Genomic DNA, 22933 nt, shown 5'->3' with positions numbered 1-22933 from the left:
TAAACACCGGTTGAAACTAACGATTCAGTCGAATAAAGGCTCAGCCTTATAAATAATGAATATGAAAATTAATAGGGAAAGGATCGAAAAATAATGAAAGAATCGCAAAGTAAGAAAAAAACAAGTGTAGTAACGAAGGCAATCATATCTTTAGGAGTTGTTTTAGCGACGACCTTTTTCACATTCTTCATAATTGGAAATTGGAACTCTACCCCAGCGAAGGGAGTAGCTAATGAAAGTAGTAAACAAGTTAATACGCAACAAGAAGAAAAGAAAAAAGAAACACCACCAGCAAAACAGAAAAGACCTGATGGAAAACCGGTAGGAAAGGTTGTGTATTTAACATTCGATGACGGTCCTAGCGAATTAACTGGAAAATTTTTAGATGTACTAAAAGAGCAAAATGTTGCTTCGACATTTTTTATGCAAGGTAGCAATTTACAAAATACAGGTTTTCAGGAAAACGTAAAACGAGCAGTAAAAGAAGGACATTATATTGGTGCTCATAGTATGACACATAATAGTGATAAGCTATACAAAAAAGGACAATTTGTATCGGAGATGAAAGAAACGTTAGCTCTTATCCATAATATTACGGGTACAACGCCTAAACTAGTTCGTCCGCCATATGGATCTGCACCAGGATTAAAGGGTGAGGAAATTCGTAATCAAATTGTAGAAGCAGCAATAAAAGTTTGGGATTGGACAATAGACTCAAATGATTGGAAATTAAAAGATAATCCAACTCAGATTATCGATAATGTAAAGAAACAGACAACAGAAGAAGTAGAAGTTGTTTTAATGCATGAAAAGGCGCAAACATTACAAGCTCTTCCTGAAATTATTAAATTTTATAAAGAGAAAGGGTATGAATTTGGGGTATATAATGATGAGGATCATTTTCGTCTAAACTTCCAAAAAGATCAACGTCTATAGTATAAACATAGTTATTTTAAAAGGTGTTTTTATTACTAAATCAATAATTAAGCCAAAAGTCGATTTCCTATACGATAAAGAAATCGGCTTTTTTTATAAAGTTGACTTTTTTATCAAAAGGGTTTATTCTACTTGTGCAAGTAACAACTTGCATTCGGGTTTGGATAAAGATTATGTGAAAGTTGGATGAAACGTGAATGAAATGACAAATACATCAGAACGTATTATTGAGGCTTTTTTAGAACTATTCCGCACTCATGGCTATAAGGGAACGACTACACGCTCGATTTCGGAATTAGCGGGCGTAAACGAAGTAACAATTTTTCGGAATTTCGGGAGCAAAAAGAATATTATGGAAAAAGCCGTCGAATCTTTATCGCATGATATGGAATTGAATAAATTAATGCCTGGAGAGATGACTTGGAATCTTGAAGATGACTTGCTATCTATTGCAGAAGGATATCTTGCATATATAGAAAAGTTAAAGGATTTAATTTTGATTAGTTTTCAGGAAGCTGAAATGTTCCCAGAGCTCAAAGAAAAAATTGCATTAATTCCTAAACAATTAAAAGATAATTTGGTTTCATATTTCATTGAGATGAGAGAAAAGGGAAAGCTTATTGAAACTGATATGGAAGCCCAGGCGATGAACTTTATTTGGATGAATTTCGGTTACTTTCTTTCTAACTCACGCTTCGGTGACAATTTATTTTCAAATTCAAAAGAGACTTTTCTAAAACATAGTGTCCAACTATTTTCTAGGGGGCTAACTCCCTAGGTCTTTTTTTACACCTAACGCAAGTAAGTACTTGCTATAATAAAACAACAAGGAGTACGACAATGAAAACTTTAAAAAATTTCTTTAAATTCCCCCCAACATTCATTGGAATTGCAACAGCATTTGCCTTTCTGTTAATTTTCTTTTGTGTGTGGATGACTGCATACGATGGTGTTACTGATCGGATAAACAAATTAAAAATTGGGTTAGTTAATGAAGATAATGATATAGGAGCCAATATTGAAAAAAACTTGAAGGAAAATCTGCCCTTTAAAGTTAAAAGCTATAGCTCTGTAACACATGCCAAAGAAGATATGAATAACCGTAACTTAGATATGGTTATCCAAATTCCTGCAAATTTCTCAAGTCTATTGAAAGAAAAAAATACTACAGAGATTAACTATTTCATCAATTAAGCGAATGCATCTTTGACAAAACAGATTATGGAAGGCGCAACAAAAGATATTACGCAAACAATTAATAAAAATGTTTATACGTATAAACAAAAACTTATTTCTTCCAACTTATCTAATGAACTAAGTACAGTGATGCCGTCAGAAGAATTGGCCCAAAAGTTATCAGGAAACATCACGAAAGCTTTGAGTTCATTAAACATTGATTCTGTGCAATCATCTGTCAAAAAAACAAACAATACAGATGGCTTTGCAGCAACTATGATTCCATTTTTAATTGTTCTTGCTTCATGGGTTGGAGCTATGCTTATGAGTTTAAATCTTAATATTGTTGCAACAATATTAAAAAACACTCACGGAAAATGGTCTATATTCTTATCAAGACAAGTTATTAATATTGTCGTATCTGTTATTTTAGCTATTATCACGTTATTATTAATGACCTTATTTAATGTTAAATTAAATACAAGTTTGTTTGAAACATGGGTATTCCAAACTCTTGTCTTTTTCTCTTTCTTAAGCGTAACACAAATGTTCATCGTTCTATTTGGTCCTGCTGGTATGATGTTTAATATCATATCACTGTCAGTACAATTAGTTACTTGTGGGGTAATTGTTCTAAAAGCGTTACTATCAAATTTTTATCAGACTGTAGGTTCTCTTTTCCCTGGAACTTATGTAGCTGACGGATATCAAATAATAATTTTTGACGGGGGAAATCTATCACACGATGTGAATATTCTTCTTTGCACTTCAATTATTACCATTCTTATAGCGATGGGGAGAATTATGCTGCAAAGAAATAGTAAAAGTGAATCAATCAAACAAACGGCCAACAGATAAAAAGCTTATGGTACATGTATAGGCTTCTTTTTCTGGTAGCCCCCGTACCTATCAACTTAAAACATTTATAGCACCCCAGAACGAAAATCCCGTGTGTTTTTTCGTTTTGGGGTATTTGCTTTTTATAGTTTGATGGTGATGAGGGACCACCACATTGCTTAAAAAAAGAATAAATCTAAGATTTTCTCTTTTTTTAGCTAGCTGTGTCCTTGAAATAAGTCTATACCGTTTATTAAAAACATTTACATACCTTCCCGCAAATATGTTAGAAAAATTTTTGTAGCATTTGAAAATGTTTGATGCTTCTTCCAAAGGATATTTAGTCCTGCCTCTAGTTTAGGAGAGAGGGGGCGGAAGCAAAGTGTACTTTCCTCAGACGTATTAATCAGCTTATCAATACACAATGCGTAGCCTATATTTTCTTTTACGAGTAAGGATGCGTTATAAAGTAAATTATATGTACTTATAACATTCAAGCTTTCAATTTCCTTTCCAAGCCACCCTGATAATTCATTACTTACAGCCGTTTGTCTTGATATGATAAGAGGTGTATTTAGTAAGTCTGTTGGATGGATATAAGCTTTTTCCGCTAAGGGACTGTCTTTTCGCATAAGTACGCCCCATACATCAGTAGCTGGCAACTTTAAGTAGTCATATTTTTGTTTATTTGCTGGCTCAATAACGATACCAAAATCTAATAAACCACTATCTAATTTTGTTGTAATGTCATCAGCGTTGCCGCTATATAAATGAAATTTAATGTTAGGGTGATGGGCAACAACTTTTTTTATAGTTTGTGCAATGAACTGCATTGCCTCTGTTTCTCCAGCTCCAATATGAATTTCTCCACTAATAATTTCAGATTGTTGGTTAAAATTAGCCGCTGTTTTTTCTACTAAATCCACAATTTCTTTTGCTCGATCTAATAAAAACATACCTTCGTCTGTTAAAGTGATTTTTCGATTTCCTCGTACAAACAAAGTAGTTCCAAGCTCTTCTTCCAGGTTGTTTAACTGTCTTGATAATGTAGGTTGAGATAAATGCAATGCATTTGCAGCAGCAGATATATTCTCTTGCGTTGCTACCGCAATGAAGTAGCGTAATACACGTATGTCCAAAAAACTCTTCTCCTTTGTATGCCTATTTGTCATAGGAATGTATTCAATATAGGTATTTGTTATCTCGATAATACCATTTTATAATCACATTACCAAAAGCATTGATGAGAAGTAAAAGAGGAGTTGAAGTGTTTTTTATGAAGAATTCAAAAAGTGTATTAATTTTTATATTAGCAGTAGGGGTTTTCGGTATTCTTAATACTGAAATGGGATATATTGGCCTGCTTCCGGCATTATCAGATCATTTTGATGTAAGTGTTTCGAAGGCAAGTTTAATGGTTAGTTTGTTCGCGCTCGCCATTGCCATTGCGGCTCCAACGCTTCCTTTAGTTTTTTCGGGTGTAAATCGAAAAACGGTTATGTTGCTCGTACTAGCAATCTTTATTATCGGCAACGTTATTTCAATTTTTACAACGAATTTTACAGTTGCTTTAGTTGCACGAGTAATTCCGGCTTTCTTTCATCCAGTGTACGTATCGATGGCTTTATCAGTAGCAGCAACTTCAGTTAGTGCAAAAGAAGCTCCAAAAGCAGTTGCCAAAGTGTTTATTGGGGTTTCAGCTGGTATGGTTTTAGGTGTACCGATTGTCAACTTTTTAGCAAATGTATTTACACTTGAAATATCATTAACATTTTTTGCACTTGTTAATATTTTTGCGTTTATTATGACAATCGTATTTATTCCCTCTATGCCTGTTCAGGAAAAGCTTTCTTATGGTTCGCAGCTTAAGATTTTAACGAAAGGTATCACATGGCTATCCATACTTGCTGTAACTTTTTTAAATGGAGCGGTATTTGGAATTTATAGTTATCCAGCTGAATATTTAGATGTAGTTACGAAAATGTCGCCGTATATGATAAGTAGCATGCTATTTGTTTATGGGTTAGCAAATATTATCGGGAATATTCTTGCAGGGAGATTACTGACAATAGCTCCTGTCCGTACGGTAATCATTTATCCCATTGCTCTAATGATATTATATTGTGCCTTTTTCTTTGTATCAGAGCTTGCGATACCAACTGCAATTTTTATTGTAATTTGGGGTGTTCTTGGCGGGATTGGTGGTAATGTCAATCAATATTGGATGATGTCTTCAGCACCTAATTCACCAGATTTTGCTAATGGCTTATTTTTAACTTCTTGTAATTTAGGGACTACAATTGGTACTGGGATCGCAGGGATAATTATTGCACAAATTGGAACGAAATATATTTTGTTTGTAGGCATATTTGCATTAGTATTAGGGTTTATTTGTATTCTGCTTCGAAATATGTTGTATAAATCTACAAATGCCTAAGTGCTATTTTGCGTTACATTAATAAGGAAAAGCGCATTTGAGGTGTGTTAGGAAGAAAATGATTACGTTTTTATTTCTTTTCATTGTAATGCCGCTATTAATTGCTTGTGGTAGTGAAATATTTAATACGTAGCAATCTTATAACTATGAGAAAGTTCGTTTGTGATTACAGACAATTATTCTTATAATAATATAAATAATCTATTTTTTACAATCAGAAGGGATAGCTATGCAAGATAAATTAATCTTTGCATGTTTCATGCCTAAAAAAGTGGCGACTCAAAAACTTGAAAGAAAAGCAAGTAATCTAATATTGAGGTTACTTGTTTTTCTTTTTATCGAAACAATATAAAAGGGACTCTTAATTTTATAAGAGTTCTTTTTTGCAATCCTAATAAATTCTTCTCAATAATTGAAAATAAAATCAATCCAGATTATTATATTGTTATTGTAAATTTATTTTATTTAAGGAGGATACTACATAGATGAAAAGCTCAAAAGGCTCTATTGAATCAGAGATAAGCAAAGCAATTACTCACTGGGAAAAGGACTACCTAGGACGCGGGTCTATATCCGTTAAGACAGATATATTACGGGATATGATTATCGTAAATTTACAAGGTATTTTAACACCGGCTGAATATACTGTTTGCGAAACAAAAGACGGTATGCTAACGATAAAGAAAAATCGTTCAGAGTTAGTTGAATCTGGAATTGAAGATCTTAAAGAAATTATACTAGAATTAACTGGAGAGAAAGTGAAAAGCTTTCATACGGATATAAGCTCTCGTACAGGCGAACGAGTAATGATTTTTAAATTGTTTAATAATCTTGAGGAAAAATTTTAAAAATTAAAACCACCTTAAGGTTAGTGGAAGATAAACTGAAAATGCAGTGAGATAATTAAGAAAAATACAAGTTGTGCACTTTATTTAACTTTATTGATATGGTAATAATTAGAGAAAAGAAAATTTGAAATTATTTAGATATAATAAATTTTGATTCGAATAACGTTCAAAAAAACTGATAAATAAATTGACAAACTGCTTAATATAGTTTATCTTATAATTGTTTTAAAAAATTAATAGATGCTTATTTTAACTGTTTGCTATAATTAAGGCTTTAGCATTTTTTTAATATGTAATATTGACTAAATGAAAAAGTTTCTTAATTGAAAGATAGCGCATAACATAAATTGATATATTGATTGCATAATCTAGGAGATCAGAGATATACTGTTATTTTTAATAGGAGTAATACATACATTACTATCCTCTATAAAATGGGAGCTCTTCAAAAAACTTTATTGAAGTTAGTTGAAGTGAAACCGACAATCTCCATAATTCAATGATGATATAAATCATTGAATTATGGAAGTTGTCGGTTTTTTTTATGGAAAAAACGATGTACTAAAAAGAGTGAATAAAAATTGAAATTAAAAAAACTATCGTAATTAAAAGGAATTTTTATAGGTTATTTTCGTTTGGAAGGGAGTATTTTACATGTTAATTTCGCTAAGTTCATCAACACTGTTAACATTATTTTTTATCGCGCTTAGTGCTTCTTGGCTAAGTGGATTATTGTTTTTAAATGCAAGGATGCCTTTACGTTTTGTTCATATCCATATTGGTATCGCTGCTGTGCCTTCATTGGTTTCTTTGCTTGCACTTGTTAATAACAATGGAGATAGAGTTGTGGGGCCTTGGCGTCTAGATACTTTAGCTTGGTTAATGGCTTTCTTTGTTCTTACAATTGGTTTAATCATTCAGCGCTTTTCTGTACGTTACTTAATGGGGGATCGCTCATATCGAAAATACTTTGCACTTTTTACATTTACTACAGGTGTATCTTCTGTTGCATGGTTAAGTGATGATCTTCGCTTCATGATTATTTGTTGGGGCGCAACGCTTATAGGATTGGTTCTACTCATAGGGCTAAATAAAGGGTGGAAAGTAGTTAGCGAAGCAACAAAAATTTCTAGTTATTTATTTACAATAAGTTGGATCGCCTTGCTAGCAGCTATCATTTGGCTTTTTCAAGTCACTGGACAGTGGCAGTTAACATCAGTTTTAACGAATGAAAATGTAGCTCAATTTGGAATATTGGAGAAAACAGGAATTAACTTATTAATTATAGTAGCTGTGATGATTCCAGCAGCACAATGGCCTTTCCAAAGATGGTTAATTGAGTCAGCTGTTGCTCCAACTCCTGTTTCTGCTATTATGCATGCGGGGTTAGTAAATGCTGGCGGTATCATGTTAACCAGATTTTTACCTCTTTTTCATGATGATATTGCACAAATCATTTTACTTATTTTCTCTAGTATTTCTGTTTTCATAGGAACAGGAATTAGCCTAGTTCAAGTTGATTATAAACGTCAGCTAGTGGGATCAACTATTGCCCAAATGGGTTTTATGCTTATTCAATGTGCATTAGGAGCCTATGTAGCGGCTGTTATTCATTTAATTTTACATGGTTTGTTTAAAGCTACACTGTTTTTACAAGCTGGTTCTTCAGTAGAACGTTTTGGGGTAGTGAAGCAGTCTAATGAAAAGATGTCCAATTTATGGATGATAGTCGGGCGTGGTTTAGGATTATTTATAGCAATTACTTTTTGGTTTATGACTTCTGGAGATGGGTATCAACTAGTTAGTGCGTTAATCTTAGGATGTTCACTATACTTTTCGTGGAAACAACTTGTTGTTTTTGGAGAGGGAAGAATGGGACGAATTGCTGGCTTAATTGTTTTGATTGGATTTTCTCTCATTTACTTTACCGTTCATAATTCTCTTTATAAATGGTTGCATACTGATATTTATCAAAGTGTTCAACCTTCAGCTCCAGCCGCTATCTTTGTTATATGTATTTTACTATTTAGTAGTGCTATTAGTACTTTCGTTACTCGTAATCAATCTTCTACTTTATTCGCTGTACTTTATCTTTGGTTAGTTCGAGTAGGTGAGGCGAGAAGAAAGTCAGTAGAAAGTCACCCAAGCTATCTTAAACATTATGTATCAAAGGGAGGTAATTCGTGATGAGCATACCGTCAATATTAAAGAAAGATACAAACATTGATATGCAAGAAAATACTATAAATGATTTAGTTGCATCTGCTAGCCGTGTTATTGCGACACTTTGGCCTATCTCTACGTTTGCAGCTCATCACCCTTGGATGGGACTTGAAAAGCAATCATTTGAACAAGTCGCAAATTGGTTAAAAGAAGCTCGTAATGTGGATATTTATCCTAGTGCCTCCATGATTCATTCGGCAAAAGCGAAAGGTGAGATTGAGGAATCATTTTTACAAATGAGTTTGTCTCGTTGGCTGGATTCACAATCTTTTCATATTCCGCGAGAGAAAGCAGAGCGATTTTGCCAAGCAGCTTTAAAGTTAGAAAAATTACCTTCTAGTCTATTATCATCGCCAGAATTAAATAAATTGGCAGAAGAAATGAGTTATATAAATACAGGAAGTATGAAAGCCTCTGTTATGCAGCCAATAAGTTTGCTTATAGAGAATCAAAATAGTGAAAACCTATCTGATATTCTTAATTATCATATCATTAAATGGTGTAAATTATATCTTGATGAATCCGGGTTAAGTTGGACGATGCCAAATCGAGAGAAAGGTTTTTATCGGGCATGGCAACACCTTATTAAATTTGATCCAGCGCTCAGTAAAAATGAGCGTAAAGTTTTAAAAGATTGGCCACAGGATGCCCAAGTTGCTTTAGCGAGAGCATTATCTGAACTAGGAATTTCTGAATCTAACATGCAAGCTTACCTTGAAGGGCACTTACTTTCTTTACCTGGGTGGGCAGGAATGATACGATGGCGCTCACAACAATCAATTCAGGAACAGGGGCTCTTAATAGAATATTTAGCAGTTCGAATTTCTATGGAGTTGGCTATTGCAAAACCTTATTTACCTTTAAAAAATCAAAAGGTTGAGAAAAAAGTTTCGATCGTCCCACTTATAGCTTCTTGGATCTATTGGGGGAATATTTCAATAGAGGAATGGCTACAAATGCCTGCAGCTGAACAAAGCGAATTATTAACATTTGCTTATCGTTTTGATGAAAATATTCGCAAGAAACTTTGGCTCGAAGCTTGGGAACAGACGCATACAGAGCAATTAAGGGAGAAGATTGCTTCTAAACAATGTGCAACTAATGATAAAAAGCGTGTATTAGCTCAATTAGCATTCTGTATTGATGTACGTTCAGAACCGTTTCGTCGCCACCTTGAAAAATTAGGTCCGTTTGAAACATTTGGAATAGCTGGTTTCTTTGGATTACCAATTGCAACTAGTGAACTAGGTAGTAATAACAACCATCCTTCTTTGCCAGTTATACTCAAACCGAAACATCAAATAAAAGAGCTCACAAATGAAAATGAACTTAAATCTTATGAGCAACGTAAGAGGATAGGTAGTTCGGTGCGTTATACATTTAAAACGATGAAACAGAACGTACTGACAAGTATGGCGCTACCTGAGTTAAGTGGTCCATTACTTGGTCTACAGATGGTGACAAGAAGCTTTGTCCCAAGAGGAGTTGGTGGTTTCATTCGTAACCTTCGTAAAACTATGTTACAAAAACCTGATACAACATTCTCGCTTAATCATGTTCATGACACAAAAGGTGAGATACCTATCGGTTTTACGAAAGAAGAAAAAGTGAACTATGTGCGTCAAGCTTTAAAAATGGTGGGACTGACAGAAAAATTTGCTCCTTTAGTTGTAATGTGCGGACACAGTAGTCAAAGTACGAACAACCCTTATGCTGCAGCACTTGAGTGTGGTGCTTGTGGCGGAGCAGCAGGAGGATTCAATGCAAGAGTTTTTGCTACTTTATGCAATCTGCCAGAAGTGCGAGAGGCGTTGTTTGTTGAAGGTATTAAAATTCCTGAGGATACCATTTTTGCAGCAGCTGAACATAAAACAACAGTGGACGAATTGGAATGGATTTACGTCCCAGAACTTTCGGAAACTGCACAAGAAGCATTTGATTGTATCGAGTCGATTATGCCAAATGTGAGCCAACATGCAAATAGAGAGCGTTTAACACAATTACCAAATTTTAAAACGAAAATAAAAAATGCGAGTAAAGAGGCACATCGATTTGCAGAAGATTGGAGTGAAATACGTCCAGAATGGGGATTAGCCCGTAATGCATCTTTTATTATCGGGCAACGAGAATTAACTCAGGATTGTGATTTAGAAGGTAGGGCTTTCCTCCATAATTATGATTGGAAACAGGATGAAAGTGGCGATATATTAGCTAACATTATTGCAGGACCAGGAACAGTAGCTCAGTGGATAAATCTACAATATTACGCTTCAACTGTAGCTCCACATTATTATGGTAGTGGAAACAAAACAACACAAACCGTAACGGCAGGTCTCGGTGTTATGCAGGGAAATGCAAGTGATTTGTTGCCAGGCTTACCTTGGCAATCCGTTATGCAGTCAGATAGTGAGACGTATCATTCACCACTTCGTTTACTAATTGTAATTCAAGCGCCTATTGAATATATAGAGCGTTTGCTAAATAATGATTTCGCATTTCGAGAAAAAGTTCAAAATAGATGGGTTAGACTTGCAAGTATTGATCCAGAGGGACGCTGGAAAAACTGGTAACAATCATGCAATGCATAATCAACTATTGTTACTAGCTTAAAAATTTCATAAATACAATAATGAAGAAGGAGTGCTCCATATGAATTCAAAGAATAAAAAAGTTTTATTGTTAACAGACATTGAACATGGAATAGAGCCTATTATCCAACAAGTAACTAACATTCAACAAGAAAACATGTTGACTATACACAGCTACGATTCTGTAATTGTACATCCTTATGGAGATATAATGAGATCTATTATTATTGCTATTTATCAAGAAAATGTTGAAGAAATTTTTGTTGTAGGAATAGAGGATAAAGAAACTTCTTCAGTTAATCTACAAACTCAACATGATTTCATAAAAGATAATATAGAATTAGACTATCTCTTTAAACATTGCATGCCTGAATTTTCAAGTGGTAGCCTGAATGCATGGCTAAGTGGACAAGAAAATGTTAGTGAAAATATTAAGAAGAGTATAGATATGATTCGTCAGCATCCGTTAGTACCTTCTGATATTAAAGTTCATGGTTTCATGATTGATAGAACAGGTGGAAAAGAAACGGTTGCAAAAGTTTCTGCTAATAAAGTAGTTGAATACATTAACTAATCTATTAGGGACAAATAAATTCTTAGGTATAAATTACTGTTATATAATAAAATTTAATATGTTTTAAGAATTAGAAGGGATAGTTATGCAAAACAAAATTATTGTTATGTTTCAAAAAGATTTTCGCTTATATGATAACCCAGCTTTATTTGAAGCTGCTCAGTCCGGTGAGGTTGTTCCGGTATATGTACATGACGAAACTTTTTCAATGGGAAGTGCATCAAAGTGGTGGTTGCACCATGCTGTAATAGATGTAAAGAAGCAACTTGAGGCATTGGGCTCTACTTTAATAATTCGTAAAGGACGTACGGAGGAAGAAATACGTTCTCTCATAGAACAATTACGTATAACGGCTGTATATTGGAATATTTGCTATGATCCGGACAGATTACAATCTAATCAAAAAATGAAAATGATGTTAGAAGGTAAAGGCATTATTTGTAAGGAATTTAATTCGCATTTATTATTAGAACCGTGGATTATTAAAAAGAAAGATAACACTGAATATAAGGTGTTTACGCCTTTTTACAATGCATTTCAAAAGCAGATAATACCTAAACCTATTAGTAAAGTGCAGAGTATAAAGTGGGGAAACTCTTTACCAGCAAGCTTATCTGTTTCAGAATTACACTTGTTGCCGACTATACCGTGGACATCTCATATGGAAGCAATATGGGATCCGACAGAAGAAGGGGCATACAAAACATTCAAGAAATTTTTCTCTAGCAAATTAGTCTTTTATAGTGAAGGAAGAGATTTTCCAGATCAAAATGTACATTCGATGTTGGCACCGTATCTTTCATTTGGTCAAATATCAGTGAGGTTGATGTATCATTACTTAATAAATAAAAGTACCGAAAGACAATGTAGTCTTTTTGAAAAACAAGTGAATAGCTTTATACGTCAATTAATTTGGCGAGAGTTTTCTTATTATTTACTATATCATTATCCGTTTACAGTATATAAACCTCTTAATAAGAGCTTTGAACATTTTCCGTGGAATAATGAAGAGGAGTTATTAACAGTATGGCAGAAAGGTGAAACTGGTTATCCGTTTATTGATGCGGGAATGCGGGAACTGTGGCAAACAGGTTTTATGCATAATCGAGCAAGAATGGCTGTAGCTTCTTTTCTTGTAAAGCATTTATTAATCCCATGGCAAGAAGGAGCAAAATGGTTTATGGATACACTATTAGATGCTGATATTGCAAATAATACAATGGGGTGGCAATGGGTTGCTGGAAGTGGAGCGGATGCATCACCATACTTTCGTATTTTTAACCCGATTACACAAGGAGAAAAGTTTGATAAAAATGGGGAGTATATAAGAAGATGGGTGCCAGAATTAAGAGATATACCGAATAAATATATACATAAGCCGTGGGAAGCACCTGAGCATATTTTACAAAAGGCCAATATACAGCTTGGTCATACATATCCTTTGCCAGTTGTTGATCATAAGGCAGCGCGGGAGAGAGCACTTTGTGCATATAAAAGTATGAAAGAATTTATATAAAATACACGAGTCAATATGAATTTGATATGTAAAGGGTATAATGAAAAGTATAAGAATGTCTATTTGTGTATTAAAGTTGTATTCATTGAAAGAACATACGAATCATATAGAGTTTCTAAAACCTTCTAGTAAAAAAGGAGAATGTTTATGAAAAAATCTAGTATTATAGTGTTCTTACTAACATATGGTTTGTTTTATGTTTCTAGTGTTTTATTCCCTATTGATCGTACTTGGTATAATGCGTTAGAAAAGCCGTCTTGGACACCTCCTGGTATGACAATCGGAATGATATGGGCTGTATTATTTGGACTTATTGCATTATCAGTTGCAATTATTTACAACAACTATGGATTCAAGCCAAAAACATTTTGGTTTTTATTCTTTTTAAATTATATATTCAATCAAGCGTTCAGCTACTTTCAATTTAGCCAAAAGAATTTGTTTTTAGCAACAGTAGATTGTTTACTAGTCGCTATTACTACGTTACTTCTCATTATGTTTTCTTCCAATTTATCTAAAGTATCGGCATGGTTGCTAATCCCATATTTTTTATGGGCTGCATTTGCTACATATTTATCTTGGACAATTTATAGTATAAATTAAAGACGTAAATGAAAACTTGAGCATAATAAAAATGCTCGAGTTTTTATGTTTATCCCGCATTAACGGGCAGTAAGACCTCCACCTCAAAATTCAGCGAAAGCAAAGAAGTTAGGTGGGGATCGGGCTGCCTGTAAAAGCCCGATTGGTGAGGGCTGATAATCAGTGGGGGATGAATAAAACCCCCACTGATTAAATTTTCACTTTATTAATGATAATCTAAAGTATAGAATATACACATCTTAGGGAGGTCATATATGTGAAGAAATGGATAAAAATTGTTCTGTACTCTGTATTAGGTATTTTAATTATCGGAAGTATTACTTTTTTGACTTGGTCTCAGTTTACTTATAAACCAACGAAAGAGGCTTTGTCTCTAGTAGATAATAAAAAAGATGAAGAGAATATAGTTTTTGGAGAGAAAGATGCTAAAATAGGAGTTATTTTTTATCAAGGAGCTAAAGTAGAAGCTGAAGCTTATAGTTATTTAGGAGAAGCTCTTGCAAAAGATGGGCATTTTGTAGTAATGCCTAAGTTACCATTAAATTTAGCGATACTTGGAATCAATGCAGTAGACAGTGTAATGGAACAGTATCCTGAAGTTCAGAAATGGTATGTTGCAGGGCATTCAATGGGCGGAGCTATGATTTCTAAATATGCTTTTCAGCATGAAGAAAAGGTAGACGGAATCATTTTCTTAGGTTCTTATCCCGCAGATGATTTCTCTACCAAATCGATTCCAATGTTATCTATTTATGGAGAAGTAGATGCTTTAGCAACTGTAGAAAAAATAGAGAACAATAAAAAGTTAATGTCAAAGAATACAACTATGCACATGATAAAAGGGGGGAATCATGCTAATTTCGGCATGTATGGCGAGCAAAAAGGTGATAATGCTAGCTTAATTACGTCAAAAGCACAACAAGATGAAACAGTTAAAGTAATGGAAGAATGGTTGTTAAAACAATGATAGACGGGAGAGGTAATAAAGAGCCAACTCATACGAGTGGGCTCTTTTATTTAACTTCTATCTCCAATTTCCCTCTTATTTTCTCCGGAATATCCTTGTCAGAAATAGCCTCGTACGAGTAAACATACCTACCTTTCACATGAATTTTCAAGTAAGTTTTTCTTATAAAATCATTAGGAGTATTCGTTCCTACTGTATACTCTTCTTCATTGCCAGATTCATCAATGCCTTTTAACGAGTACATAGCTCTACCGTTCGTATGATAATCGGGAACACCATACCCTTTCGCAACGGCATATACATGTTTTTCTTCAGCAAGTGGATTAAATCGGTCCACATCCCCGCGTAATATGAACAGTAGTAAGTATATAAGGAGGCCTATTCCTAATATGCAGAGTAAAAATTTCTTCATGATTGTTTCTCCTTTTGTTAATTTACTTATTTTTAAGTATAGGAAAAAATTCTTATGAATATAGAGGGAAATTCCTTAATATTTTCTTAATAAAGTTTGACCGTGTGAAAAAAGACTAACTTGAGCATTAAGCTTACGGAATGAATAACCAAATAACCTGTTTTCTTTATTTTTTGATGGTAGGTTATTTGGTTTTTTATTTTTCTTTTGATTTAATTACCGAAAAAAGTATCTTGTACTCCTTTTGTAACTTTTTCTATATAGAAATTTTCTATAAAATAAAGGGCTTGCCTTCCAAATAAATCGTTATTTGTAACACTTTTATCAAAGCAAAGTTCTCGTGACATCACTTTGATATTCAAAAACATTAATAACCTATTGTATGAAATTTTTCGAAAATTTAGGTTTAACATCTTTAAAATAGGTGTATTACATATTACATAACAACTAAATAAAAAAATAAAAATCTAAAGGAGGAAAAATACCATGCATAAGAATGAACGAAAACCGGTGGTTCATGAATTTGAAAATGAACAGGAAGTAGTTATGAAAGTAAAAGAGCTAGAATTGCAAGGGATTCGCCAAGATGATATTTACGTCTTAACACATGAAAAACATCTAACAAAAAAGATTGCGGATGATACAAACACAAATACGATTGGAGTAAAAGAACAAGGATTGGGCATAAGTATTATTAACTTTTTCTCCCAAAAAGGGGACGAACTCCGAAATCAAATGGAGGAAATAGGGTTGTCGAAGGAGGAAGTTAACTTATATGAAGAAAAACTAGATCAAGGGAGAATTTTACTCCTAGTAACAGCTGAAACACCAACGGCGAGTGATAGGCAGCCGCAAAACTATCATTCTCTCTAATAGATTGCAACATCTGATAAATAGGTAAGGTAATTATTTTAGGTTGTAGCATTGAAAAAAATAAAAGTAGAGAAGGATGAGGAAAATGAAACATACGATATTTAAATATGCTGTGATTGGGATTACGACCGGAGTCATGGTCTCCCTATTAAAAAAAGAAAACCGGAAAGCTATACAAACAACAGGAAAAAGCGTAAAAGACAAACTACAAGAAGGAAACATAAAGGAAACATTAGAGAAGGTAACTGAGACAAGTAAAAAATTCTCTGTAACTGCAGCTAATGTTGCAAAACAAACATTACCACAACTGCTTACAGCCACACCGGTTGTCATTTCTACCATTAAAGATTTAACAGAAAACGAAAATAACAAAAAGAAAAAAGATGAGAAGGATTACGAAATAAATGAAAATAGTAAGGACATAGATGGAGAAAAAACGAAAAATGAAAAGAAATATATGAAAGAAGGGAAAGAAGAGAGTGCTTAGATTTAATTCTAAAAAGAGAAAGTGAGGAAAAAAGTATGAGATCTCTGTATGCGATTGATGTAGGAATTGGTTTTACCAAGCGGGCATATCGACAGGATGTAGATTCTGAGGTGACGATTAAGAGTGAAGCTTCCACACTAGCCCCTGTACCTAATCATGCTGAAAGTGAAGATTTAACAAAGGTAAGTTTTATAGACTTAGACTTTGCATACTACATGGGAAATGAAGCACATCAATCTGACGCATCATTTCTTCCTCCATTTGACGAAGAAATAGAAAATTATTATGAAAGCGAACGGTTTAAACAACAAATATTTGGTTGCATTGCAAAGGATTATAAAGAAAATGTCGTGTTACCTTTAGTTGTTACTGGGCTTCCCGTTACTTGTTTTGGTAGTCAGCATGAGCAATTACAACGTGCACTAAAAAAAGAAACTTCCGTGCAAATTGATGGGAAATTTATTAATATTACGGTGGAAAATGCTTTGATTCTTCAGCAACCAGTCGCTTTACATGCCTATTTCTTAAAAGAGGGAATCATTCAGGAACGAGATCGTATCTTAATTATTGATGGTGGATTTCGTACATTAGAAATGACAGATATGAAACAGAATGTCATTTTAAATCATTATGAGACAGAACTAGGATGTAGCAAGCCTTTGAAAAACATTAAGAATATCATGCAGAATCATGGGGGTGAAAGTAATCACTTGCATATTAACGACATGCCAAAAATATTAGAAAAAAGATATGAATGTCGAGAAGAAAATCCTCAGACAAAACAGGTTCATACTTTGATTCAAAAAGAGTTGGATGCACACTTCCAAGACGTCATGCGTGTATTACAAGAACAATTTAAGTTAGAACAGTACGATACTATTATTTGGACAGGAGGAATAGTAGATCTCCACAAAAAACGAATTGAAAAAATGCAAGGTGAAATTTCTTCTTTCCGTATGGTAGACGCTTCGAAAGAGGCTGCACTTCATGGATACTATATTATTGGAAGTCAAGTATTTGAGGACATCACCAATCAATCTGCATATGAATCTAAATTATAATAACGACCGAAATGGAGTTCGTTGAATGGACGTGCCAAATTATGTTGCTTCTTTTCCACATATAATAAATTCTTTATAAGAAAAGATAAAAAGTGCTTGTATAGAGGAAATGTTTAAAATTGAGAATAAAAATAGCTAATATATAGGGGGTCTTCCTTTTAACAGAATAAGACCTCCTATGCCATTTATTTTGTAATTTAGTTGATCAAAAAACTTTTCCTCCAAGACATGAATACCTACATACAAATTTCATATTACGGATATGATTCGATCAAACATAAAACTATTTAGAAAGGAAGAATAATATGGAATGCCTAAAAATGCCGAAATGGAGTTGGTATCATGTGAAAACTAGTGAGCTTGAAAATCTTTCTTCTATAATCCCTCGTGATGTAACATCTCATTTCTCTCAATTTGTAAAGAAAATAAGTTCTCCCTGTGAAAATGGATTATATGTTTATACGTTATCACCAAGTCAAACTTGTGTATATGGTTCATTTTTATATGATCAAGATAAAAAGGACGCCAAAATTCAAAACTTTCTTCATTATTTCGTAGCTCATGGAATACTGATAACGGTCCAAGAAAAAGAGGAAGAGGATTTTCAAAAATTAATACATAATTCCTCTTTTAGTGTAAAAAATTGTAATAGTTCCGCTGAAGGATTATGTGCTATCTTATCAATGTTTATATCTCACTACTTACGAAAGGTTGACTATTTCGAAAACAATTTCAGAAATGTATTATGGGATTTTTATCATTATAATAACATAGCAGTTTTAGAAAAAATTTATCATATTCGTCATGAATTATTTATGAACACACACGTGTTCCGCTTAATACAAGAAGTGTTACAAGGCCTGAAAGAAGCTTGGTTAGAAAACCTAACAAACACCCTTTGTTATAAACAAACACACGTAAAATTAGAGCGTGGATTACAACTCGTTAAAGAGTACCAAGAAGAATTAGACACGATGATTCATTTACAAGAAGTTGTTTCTTCTCATCGTGGGAATGAAATTATGAAAGCTCTTACTGTATTAACTGCTGTGAGTACGCCTTTGACAGCCTTAGGAGCATTGTGGGGGATGAATTTTAAATACATGCCTGAACTAGAATGGAAATATAGCTATTTAATCGCTCTCTTATTTATTATTTTCACAACAGGAGGTATGTATTTGTATATGCGAGTGAAGGGATGGACAGGTGATTTATTACGAGTAAAGAAAAAGAAATCTTTTTTTAAATCCAATTAATCCTTTTTATAAAAAATATGATAGATATTAACCTAGATATATGTTTAGTAATATTTATTAATTGAGGTAGTATCATATCCCCATCAAGTTAAAGTTTTGATGTTCACGCAATGATAAAAATGGTGAATATTTATATGAAAGATTAGAGCTCTTCTTCTTGTAGGAGGGCTCTAATCTTTGTTTAAAAACTATATCATACACATGGGCAGAATCATTATCTGAAATTTGTCCGGATTCAATTTAGAATATAACAAAAGAGAACTTGCGTTAGAAAACAAGCTCTCTTTAAAAGAAATAACGTAATTGAGATACTTATATAGTAACAATTGTTTTCTTCAAATTCCATATGTCTTATGTTGAGAAATAAATTATAAGTGGCTTGATATAGCTAAAATGAATTATTGACATAATATTTTGACGATAATATAATGAATCTCGAATTCAAGATAAGTTGTAAAGGATTGGTAATTACAAGCGTGATTAACGATGAGAGCTTATCTTTAAAGCTATTTGTTATATTATCAAGGGATTTACAGTCAATCACTAAGCGTATTGAAGAGGATATAAAAAGTTATGGACTTAATCCAACTGAATTTGCAGTGCTTAAGCTACTATACAGTAAAGGCGATCAGCCTATACAAAAAATTGGAGACAAAATATTACTTGCAAGTAGTAGTATCACGTATGTAGTGGATAGGTGGGAAAAGAAGAGATGAAAACTATGTCCTAAAGACCGCCGTGTCACGTATGCATCAATTACTTCAGAAGGTATTGGATTGATGGATACTATTTTTCCTCAGCATAAAGAGGGGATTCGGCAAATATTTGGTAGTTTGGACTATATTGAGAAAAAAATGATAATGAAACGGTTGAAAAAGTTAGGATATTACGCACAGAAATTGTAAGTTTGTAGAGGCTATTTCTGTTTAGTAATATCCTAATTACATATAAATTAAATAAATAGGAGGAAAAATTAATAAGTGGTAGTAAATGTATTATAATACAAAATGAATAAATCATATTATTTCAATCAGTACAGTATGGAATAAAGTTGTTATATTAACGTATACATATCGTCCTTTTCATTATAAATCTTTCATAAAGCGGAGAGTGGGTATCAAGAATGGAATTACGTCATTTAGAGTATTTTATTCAAGTTTGTAATAATAATAGTTTTACTAAAGCTGCGGAAGTTCTAGGTATTTCACAGCCGACTTTAAGTCAACAAATCCGTGTGTTAGAAGGTGAACTTGATACACCTTTGTTTCATCGAGTTGGAAGAGGTATCAAAATGACAGAAGCGGGTAAGCTGCTATTTGATAAAGGAAAATTTATCATGCAACAATTTGATGACGTTTATAATGAAATTTTTGAATTAAAGGGTGTACAAAGAGGTGTAATTACTATAGGAGGTTTATTAGAGGATCTCACCTATTTAACACCTTATATTATGAAGTTTCAACAACATTATCCCAACATCGTAGTAAAAATTATAGAATCTGAAGTTGCTGTAAATCAAATCGTTGATAAAAATATTGATATAGGCATCACGCGTAGTGCTCAAATTCCAGACACATTAACAAGCACCCTTTTGTATAGCGAAGAGCTTGTCCTTGCCATTCCAAAAAATCATCCTTTGAATGAAACATCATTTGTTTCTTTTCGAGAATTAGTAGGACTGAGTAGAATAATGGTTTCATGTAGTTGTCGTGAATCTATTAAAATATATTGTGAGAGTTTAGGGTTATCTTTATCTGAAGCAAATATAGAAACAAAATCTTCTATTTCTCTATTGAGTCTTGTATACAATGGACATGGGGTTGCCATAATACCTCTTTCACTGGTTAACTTCGTTAATAATGATACTTTGAGCATAGTTCGTATTATTGAACCAACACCAAGTCAAGATATTAATCTTATTCACTTTGATGATAAATTTTTAAGTTTTGCAGCACGTATCTTTATGCAGAAGTTAAATGAACCTAAAAAAGTATTAGTATAATAGAAATAATAATGATTATAGTGTGGGAATTAAAAATGATACATAATTCTTAGGATAAGACCTAAATTACAGTTAAAGGGCAAGTAGATTTATATGTGTGGTGTAGTCGCTTCAAAAGGGAATACCATGGAATTTTACTTAAGGGGAGAAGGCTGTTAAAAACAAGTCAAGTTAATCAATTAACTCTTCGGTCTTATCGCATAGTAATAGATTCCATTAGGGATATACTGCTATTTCTTTTTACATATTCTTATTGCATAAAGAAAACCACCGGGCATTATACCGGTGGTTTTGACTTAGAAAGCAAAGCAAGTACAACCAATACCCCATTTAGTTCCATCTTTTCCTATTATGGTATGAGTGTGTTGATGGAGAGGGTTACTGCAACTATGTAACTTGTGATCATGGGCATCGTGAGAAAGTAGAGTGTGGGCTAGGTTAGCACCACCATAACCATAAACTCCCGTCGGTGACCAATTAGGTGATGCTGGCGGCAATTCAGGTGATAGCCTTTTAAATTCATCATTTCCATAAACAACCTGCCCACCCATAATAGTGAGTAATGATTCAAGGTTCTTGATTTCTTCTTCTGGCACAGTAAAGTAGTCAGCAGACAATACAGCAATATCAGCAAATTGACCTACTGCAAGGATTCCCTTTTTACCTTCATCACCAGAGAACCACGCACTTCCTTTTGAATATAATTCCAGGGCTACTTTTCTATCAAGTTTATTTTTTTCGTCGTATATCGAAAGACCACCAATGGTTTTTCCGGCAACCATCCAGTAAAGAGCGACCCAAGGGTTATAGCTGGAAACCCTAGTTGCATCACTACCTGCGCCAACAGGTATACCTAGGTCTAACATACGATAAATCGGAGGAGTACGCTTTGCAGCTTCCTTTCCGTATAAATCAACAAAGTATTCACCTTGAAAAGCCATGCGGTCTTGGATAGCAATACCGCCATTTAAAGCCTTAACACGTTCCATACTACGATCTGAGATTGTTTCTGCATGGTCAAACCACCATCGTAGACCATTAAAAGGAATTTCTTTGTTGACTTCCTCAAATACATTTAAGAATCGTGTGATTGACTCGTCATAAGTTGCATGTAAACGGAATGGCCAACGGTTTTCTACCAATAGAGAAATTACTTTCTTTAAGTCAGCTTCCATCATCGTAGCTAGTTCGGGCTGTGGCATTTGAAATTTTTCAAAATCGGCTGCCGAGAATACTAACATTTCTCCGGCACCATTCATTTTATACTTATCATTTCCTTGACCTGGAGAAACAATTTTTGTCCATGAAGCAAAGTCTTCATATTCATGATTTGGATTTTGTGTAAATAGATTATAAGCAATACGCAAAGTTAATTGTTCCTTCTCGGCTAAATGTTCAACAACTTTGTAGTCATCAGGATAATTTTGGAAACCACCACCTGCGTCAATGGCACTTGTAATACCTAATCTATTTAATTCGCGCATAAAATGGCGAGTTGAATTAATCTGGTCGTCAAAATTAAGTATTGGAGCTTTACCCAAACTTGAATAAAGAATAGAAGCGTTAGGATTTGCAATTAAAAGGCCCGTTGGATTACCTCGTTTATCCCGTTCAATTAAACAACCTGGAGGGTCTGGGGTATCTTTTGTGTATCCCAGTGCACGCAGCCCTGCACGATTTACAAGTGCTCTATTGTAAAGATGTAGCACAAAGACAGGTGTGTCTTCAGAAACAGCATTAATCTCTTCCAAAGTTGGCATCCGTCTCTCTTTAAATTGAAATTCAGACCAACCTCCAACTACTCTTACCCACTGAGGAGCAGGTGTACGCCTTGCCTGTTCTTTGAGCATTTCGAGAGCAATGGCAATTGAAGGCACACCTTCCCATCGTAATTCCATATTATAATGAAGACCGCCACGAATAACGTGTATATGAGAGTCATTCAGACCTGGAATAGCTCTTTTTCTTTTAAGGTCTATTTTTTTTGTTTTTTCTGTGGCGCTATCAAGAAGCTCATCTCCACCTATTGCAGTTATTAAACCATCAGTTATGGCGATAGCAGATACCTCAGGTTGAGAGGGATCAAGGGTAGTAATTTTTCCGTTATATAAGATCATATCCGGTAAATTCATATTCA

General features: G+C 33.8%; 19 protein-coding genes and 2 pseudogenes. 17 read left to right on the top strand and 4 right to left on the bottom strand.

From position 1 onward, the window contains the following. Positions 1 to 93 precede the first annotated feature (93 nt). The 3 genes and pseudogenes from ACUN26_RS12360 (at position 94) to ACUN26_RS12350 (ending at position 2970) form a co-directional block, all read left to right on the top strand. Positions 94 to 936 (top strand): polysaccharide deacetylase family protein, encoded by an 843-nt coding sequence (locus ACUN26_RS12360; protein WP_000665183.1) that lies wholly within the window; start codon positions 94 to 96, stop codon positions 934 to 936. A 193-nt stretch (positions 937 to 1129) separates the two neighbouring features. Further along, positions 1130 to 1714, top strand: coding sequence for a TetR/AcrR family transcriptional regulator (locus ACUN26_RS12355; RefSeq protein WP_001004643.1), 585 nt, complete (start codon positions 1130 to 1132; stop codon positions 1712 to 1714). A 62-nt stretch (positions 1715 to 1776) separates the two neighbouring features. Beyond that, a pseudogene (locus ACUN26_RS12350) lies at positions 1777 to 2970 on the top strand (YhgE/Pip domain-containing protein). A gap of 242 nt (positions 2971 to 3212) precedes the next feature. Here the strand turns inward: ACUN26_RS12350 and ACUN26_RS12345 are convergent. Beyond that, a complete protein-coding gene (locus ACUN26_RS12345; RefSeq protein ID WP_000354970.1) occupies positions 3213 to 4088 on the bottom strand; it encodes a LysR family transcriptional regulator in 876 nt (291 codons plus the stop codon). A 104-nt stretch (positions 4089 to 4192) separates the two neighbouring features. Here ACUN26_RS12345 and ACUN26_RS12340 point away from each other — a divergent pair, with 104 nt between their 5' ends. The 8 genes from ACUN26_RS12340 (at position 4193) to ACUN26_RS12305 (ending at position 14705) form a co-directional block, all read left to right on the top strand. Continuing rightward, positions 4193 to 5386 (top strand): MFS transporter, encoded by a 1194-nt coding sequence (locus tag ACUN26_RS12340; RefSeq protein ID WP_002039030.1) that lies wholly within the window; start codon positions 4193 to 4195, stop codon positions 5384 to 5386. Between the two features lie 485 nt (positions 5387 to 5871). Then, on the top strand, positions 5872 to 6234 hold the full coding sequence (locus ACUN26_RS12335) for a DUF2294 domain-containing protein (RefSeq protein WP_000842545.1): 363 nt from the start codon (positions 5872 to 5874) through the stop codon (positions 6232 to 6234). Between the two features lie 654 nt (positions 6235 to 6888). Continuing rightward, positions 6889 to 8421 carry an NADH dehydrogenase subunit 5 gene (locus tag ACUN26_RS12330; RefSeq protein ID WP_000908911.1) on the top strand — a complete coding sequence of 511 codons (1533 nt, stop codon included), beginning with the start codon at positions 6889 to 6891 and terminating at the stop codon, positions 8419 to 8421. After that, a complete protein-coding gene (locus tag ACUN26_RS12325) occupies positions 8421 to 11027 on the top strand; it encodes a DUF2309 domain-containing protein (RefSeq protein ID WP_000026979.1) in 2607 nt (868 codons plus the stop codon). Before ACUN26_RS12330 ends, ACUN26_RS12325 begins: the two co-directional genes overlap by 1 nt. 79 nt (positions 11028 to 11106) lie before the next feature. Beyond that, positions 11107 to 11619 (top strand): hypothetical protein, encoded by a 513-nt coding sequence (locus ACUN26_RS12320; RefSeq protein ID WP_001086237.1) that lies wholly within the window; start codon positions 11107 to 11109, stop codon positions 11617 to 11619. A gap of 85 nt (positions 11620 to 11704) precedes the next feature. Beyond that, entirely contained in the window at positions 11705 to 13135 is a 1431-nt protein-coding gene (locus ACUN26_RS12315) for a cryptochrome/photolyase family protein (RefSeq protein WP_001179960.1), read from the top strand. 147 nt (positions 13136 to 13282) lie between these two features. Then, positions 13283 to 13738, top strand: coding sequence for a TspO/MBR family protein (locus ACUN26_RS12310; RefSeq protein WP_000749758.1), 456 nt, complete (start codon positions 13283 to 13285; stop codon positions 13736 to 13738). 256 nt (positions 13739 to 13994) lie between these two features. Further along, positions 13995 to 14705, top strand: a complete 711-nt coding sequence (locus ACUN26_RS12305; protein ID WP_000758850.1) for an alpha/beta hydrolase — start codon at positions 13995 to 13997, stop codon at positions 14703 to 14705. Between the two features lie 46 nt (positions 14706 to 14751). On the opposite strand, the gene ACUN26_RS12300 is transcribed toward ACUN26_RS12305, so the two are convergent. Beyond that, complete coding sequence (locus ACUN26_RS12300) at positions 14752 to 15117, bottom strand: YxeA family protein (RefSeq protein ID WP_000714079.1); 366 nt, start codon at positions 15115 to 15117, stop codon at positions 14752 to 14754. Between the two features lie 212 nt (positions 15118 to 15329). Further along, a complete protein-coding gene (locus ACUN26_RS12295; protein ID WP_002093610.1) occupies positions 15330 to 15485 on the bottom strand; it encodes a hypothetical protein in 156 nt (51 codons plus the stop codon). A 118-nt stretch (positions 15486 to 15603) separates the two neighbouring features. Here ACUN26_RS12295 and ACUN26_RS12290 point away from each other — a divergent pair, with 118 nt between their 5' ends. The 6 genes and pseudogenes from ACUN26_RS12290 (at position 15604) to ACUN26_RS12265 (ending at position 20796) form a co-directional block, all read left to right on the top strand. Further along, positions 15604 to 15990, top strand: coding sequence for a general stress protein (locus tag ACUN26_RS12290; RefSeq protein ID WP_000549418.1), 387 nt, complete (start codon positions 15604 to 15606; stop codon positions 15988 to 15990). Between the two features lie 85 nt (positions 15991 to 16075). Beyond that, complete coding sequence (locus ACUN26_RS12285) at positions 16076 to 16477, top strand: hypothetical protein (protein WP_000683231.1); 402 nt, start codon at positions 16076 to 16078, stop codon at positions 16475 to 16477. A 35-nt stretch (positions 16478 to 16512) separates the two neighbouring features. Then, a complete protein-coding gene (locus ACUN26_RS12280) occupies positions 16513 to 17538 on the top strand; it encodes a ParM/StbA family protein (protein WP_001257274.1) in 1026 nt (341 codons plus the stop codon). A 305-nt stretch (positions 17539 to 17843) separates the two neighbouring features. After that, entirely contained in the window at positions 17844 to 18794 is a 951-nt protein-coding gene (locus ACUN26_RS12275) for a magnesium transporter CorA family protein (RefSeq protein ID WP_000388991.1), read from the top strand. A gap of 428 nt (positions 18795 to 19222) precedes the next feature. Further along, positions 19223 to 19699: pseudogene (locus ACUN26_RS12270) on the top strand (MarR family winged helix-turn-helix transcriptional regulator). Between the two features lie 218 nt (positions 19700 to 19917). Further along, the gene (locus tag ACUN26_RS12265; protein ID WP_000423209.1) at positions 19918 to 20796 is read left to right on the top strand and encodes a LysR family transcriptional regulator; all 879 of its coding nucleotides are present in this window, start codon (positions 19918 to 19920) and stop codon (positions 20794 to 20796) included. Between the two features lie 296 nt (positions 20797 to 21092). Here the strand turns inward: ACUN26_RS12265 and ACUN26_RS12260 are convergent, their stop codons facing one another. Beyond that, positions 21093 to 22928 carry an amidohydrolase gene (locus ACUN26_RS12260; protein ID WP_001052841.1) on the bottom strand — a complete coding sequence of 612 codons (1836 nt, stop codon included), beginning with the start codon at positions 22926 to 22928 and terminating at the stop codon, positions 21093 to 21095. Positions 22929 to 22933 lie beyond the last annotated feature (5 nt).

This window comes from Bacillus sp. WC2503, assembly GCF_052682895.1.
This window is presented reverse-complemented; position numbering and strand designations above follow the sequence as displayed.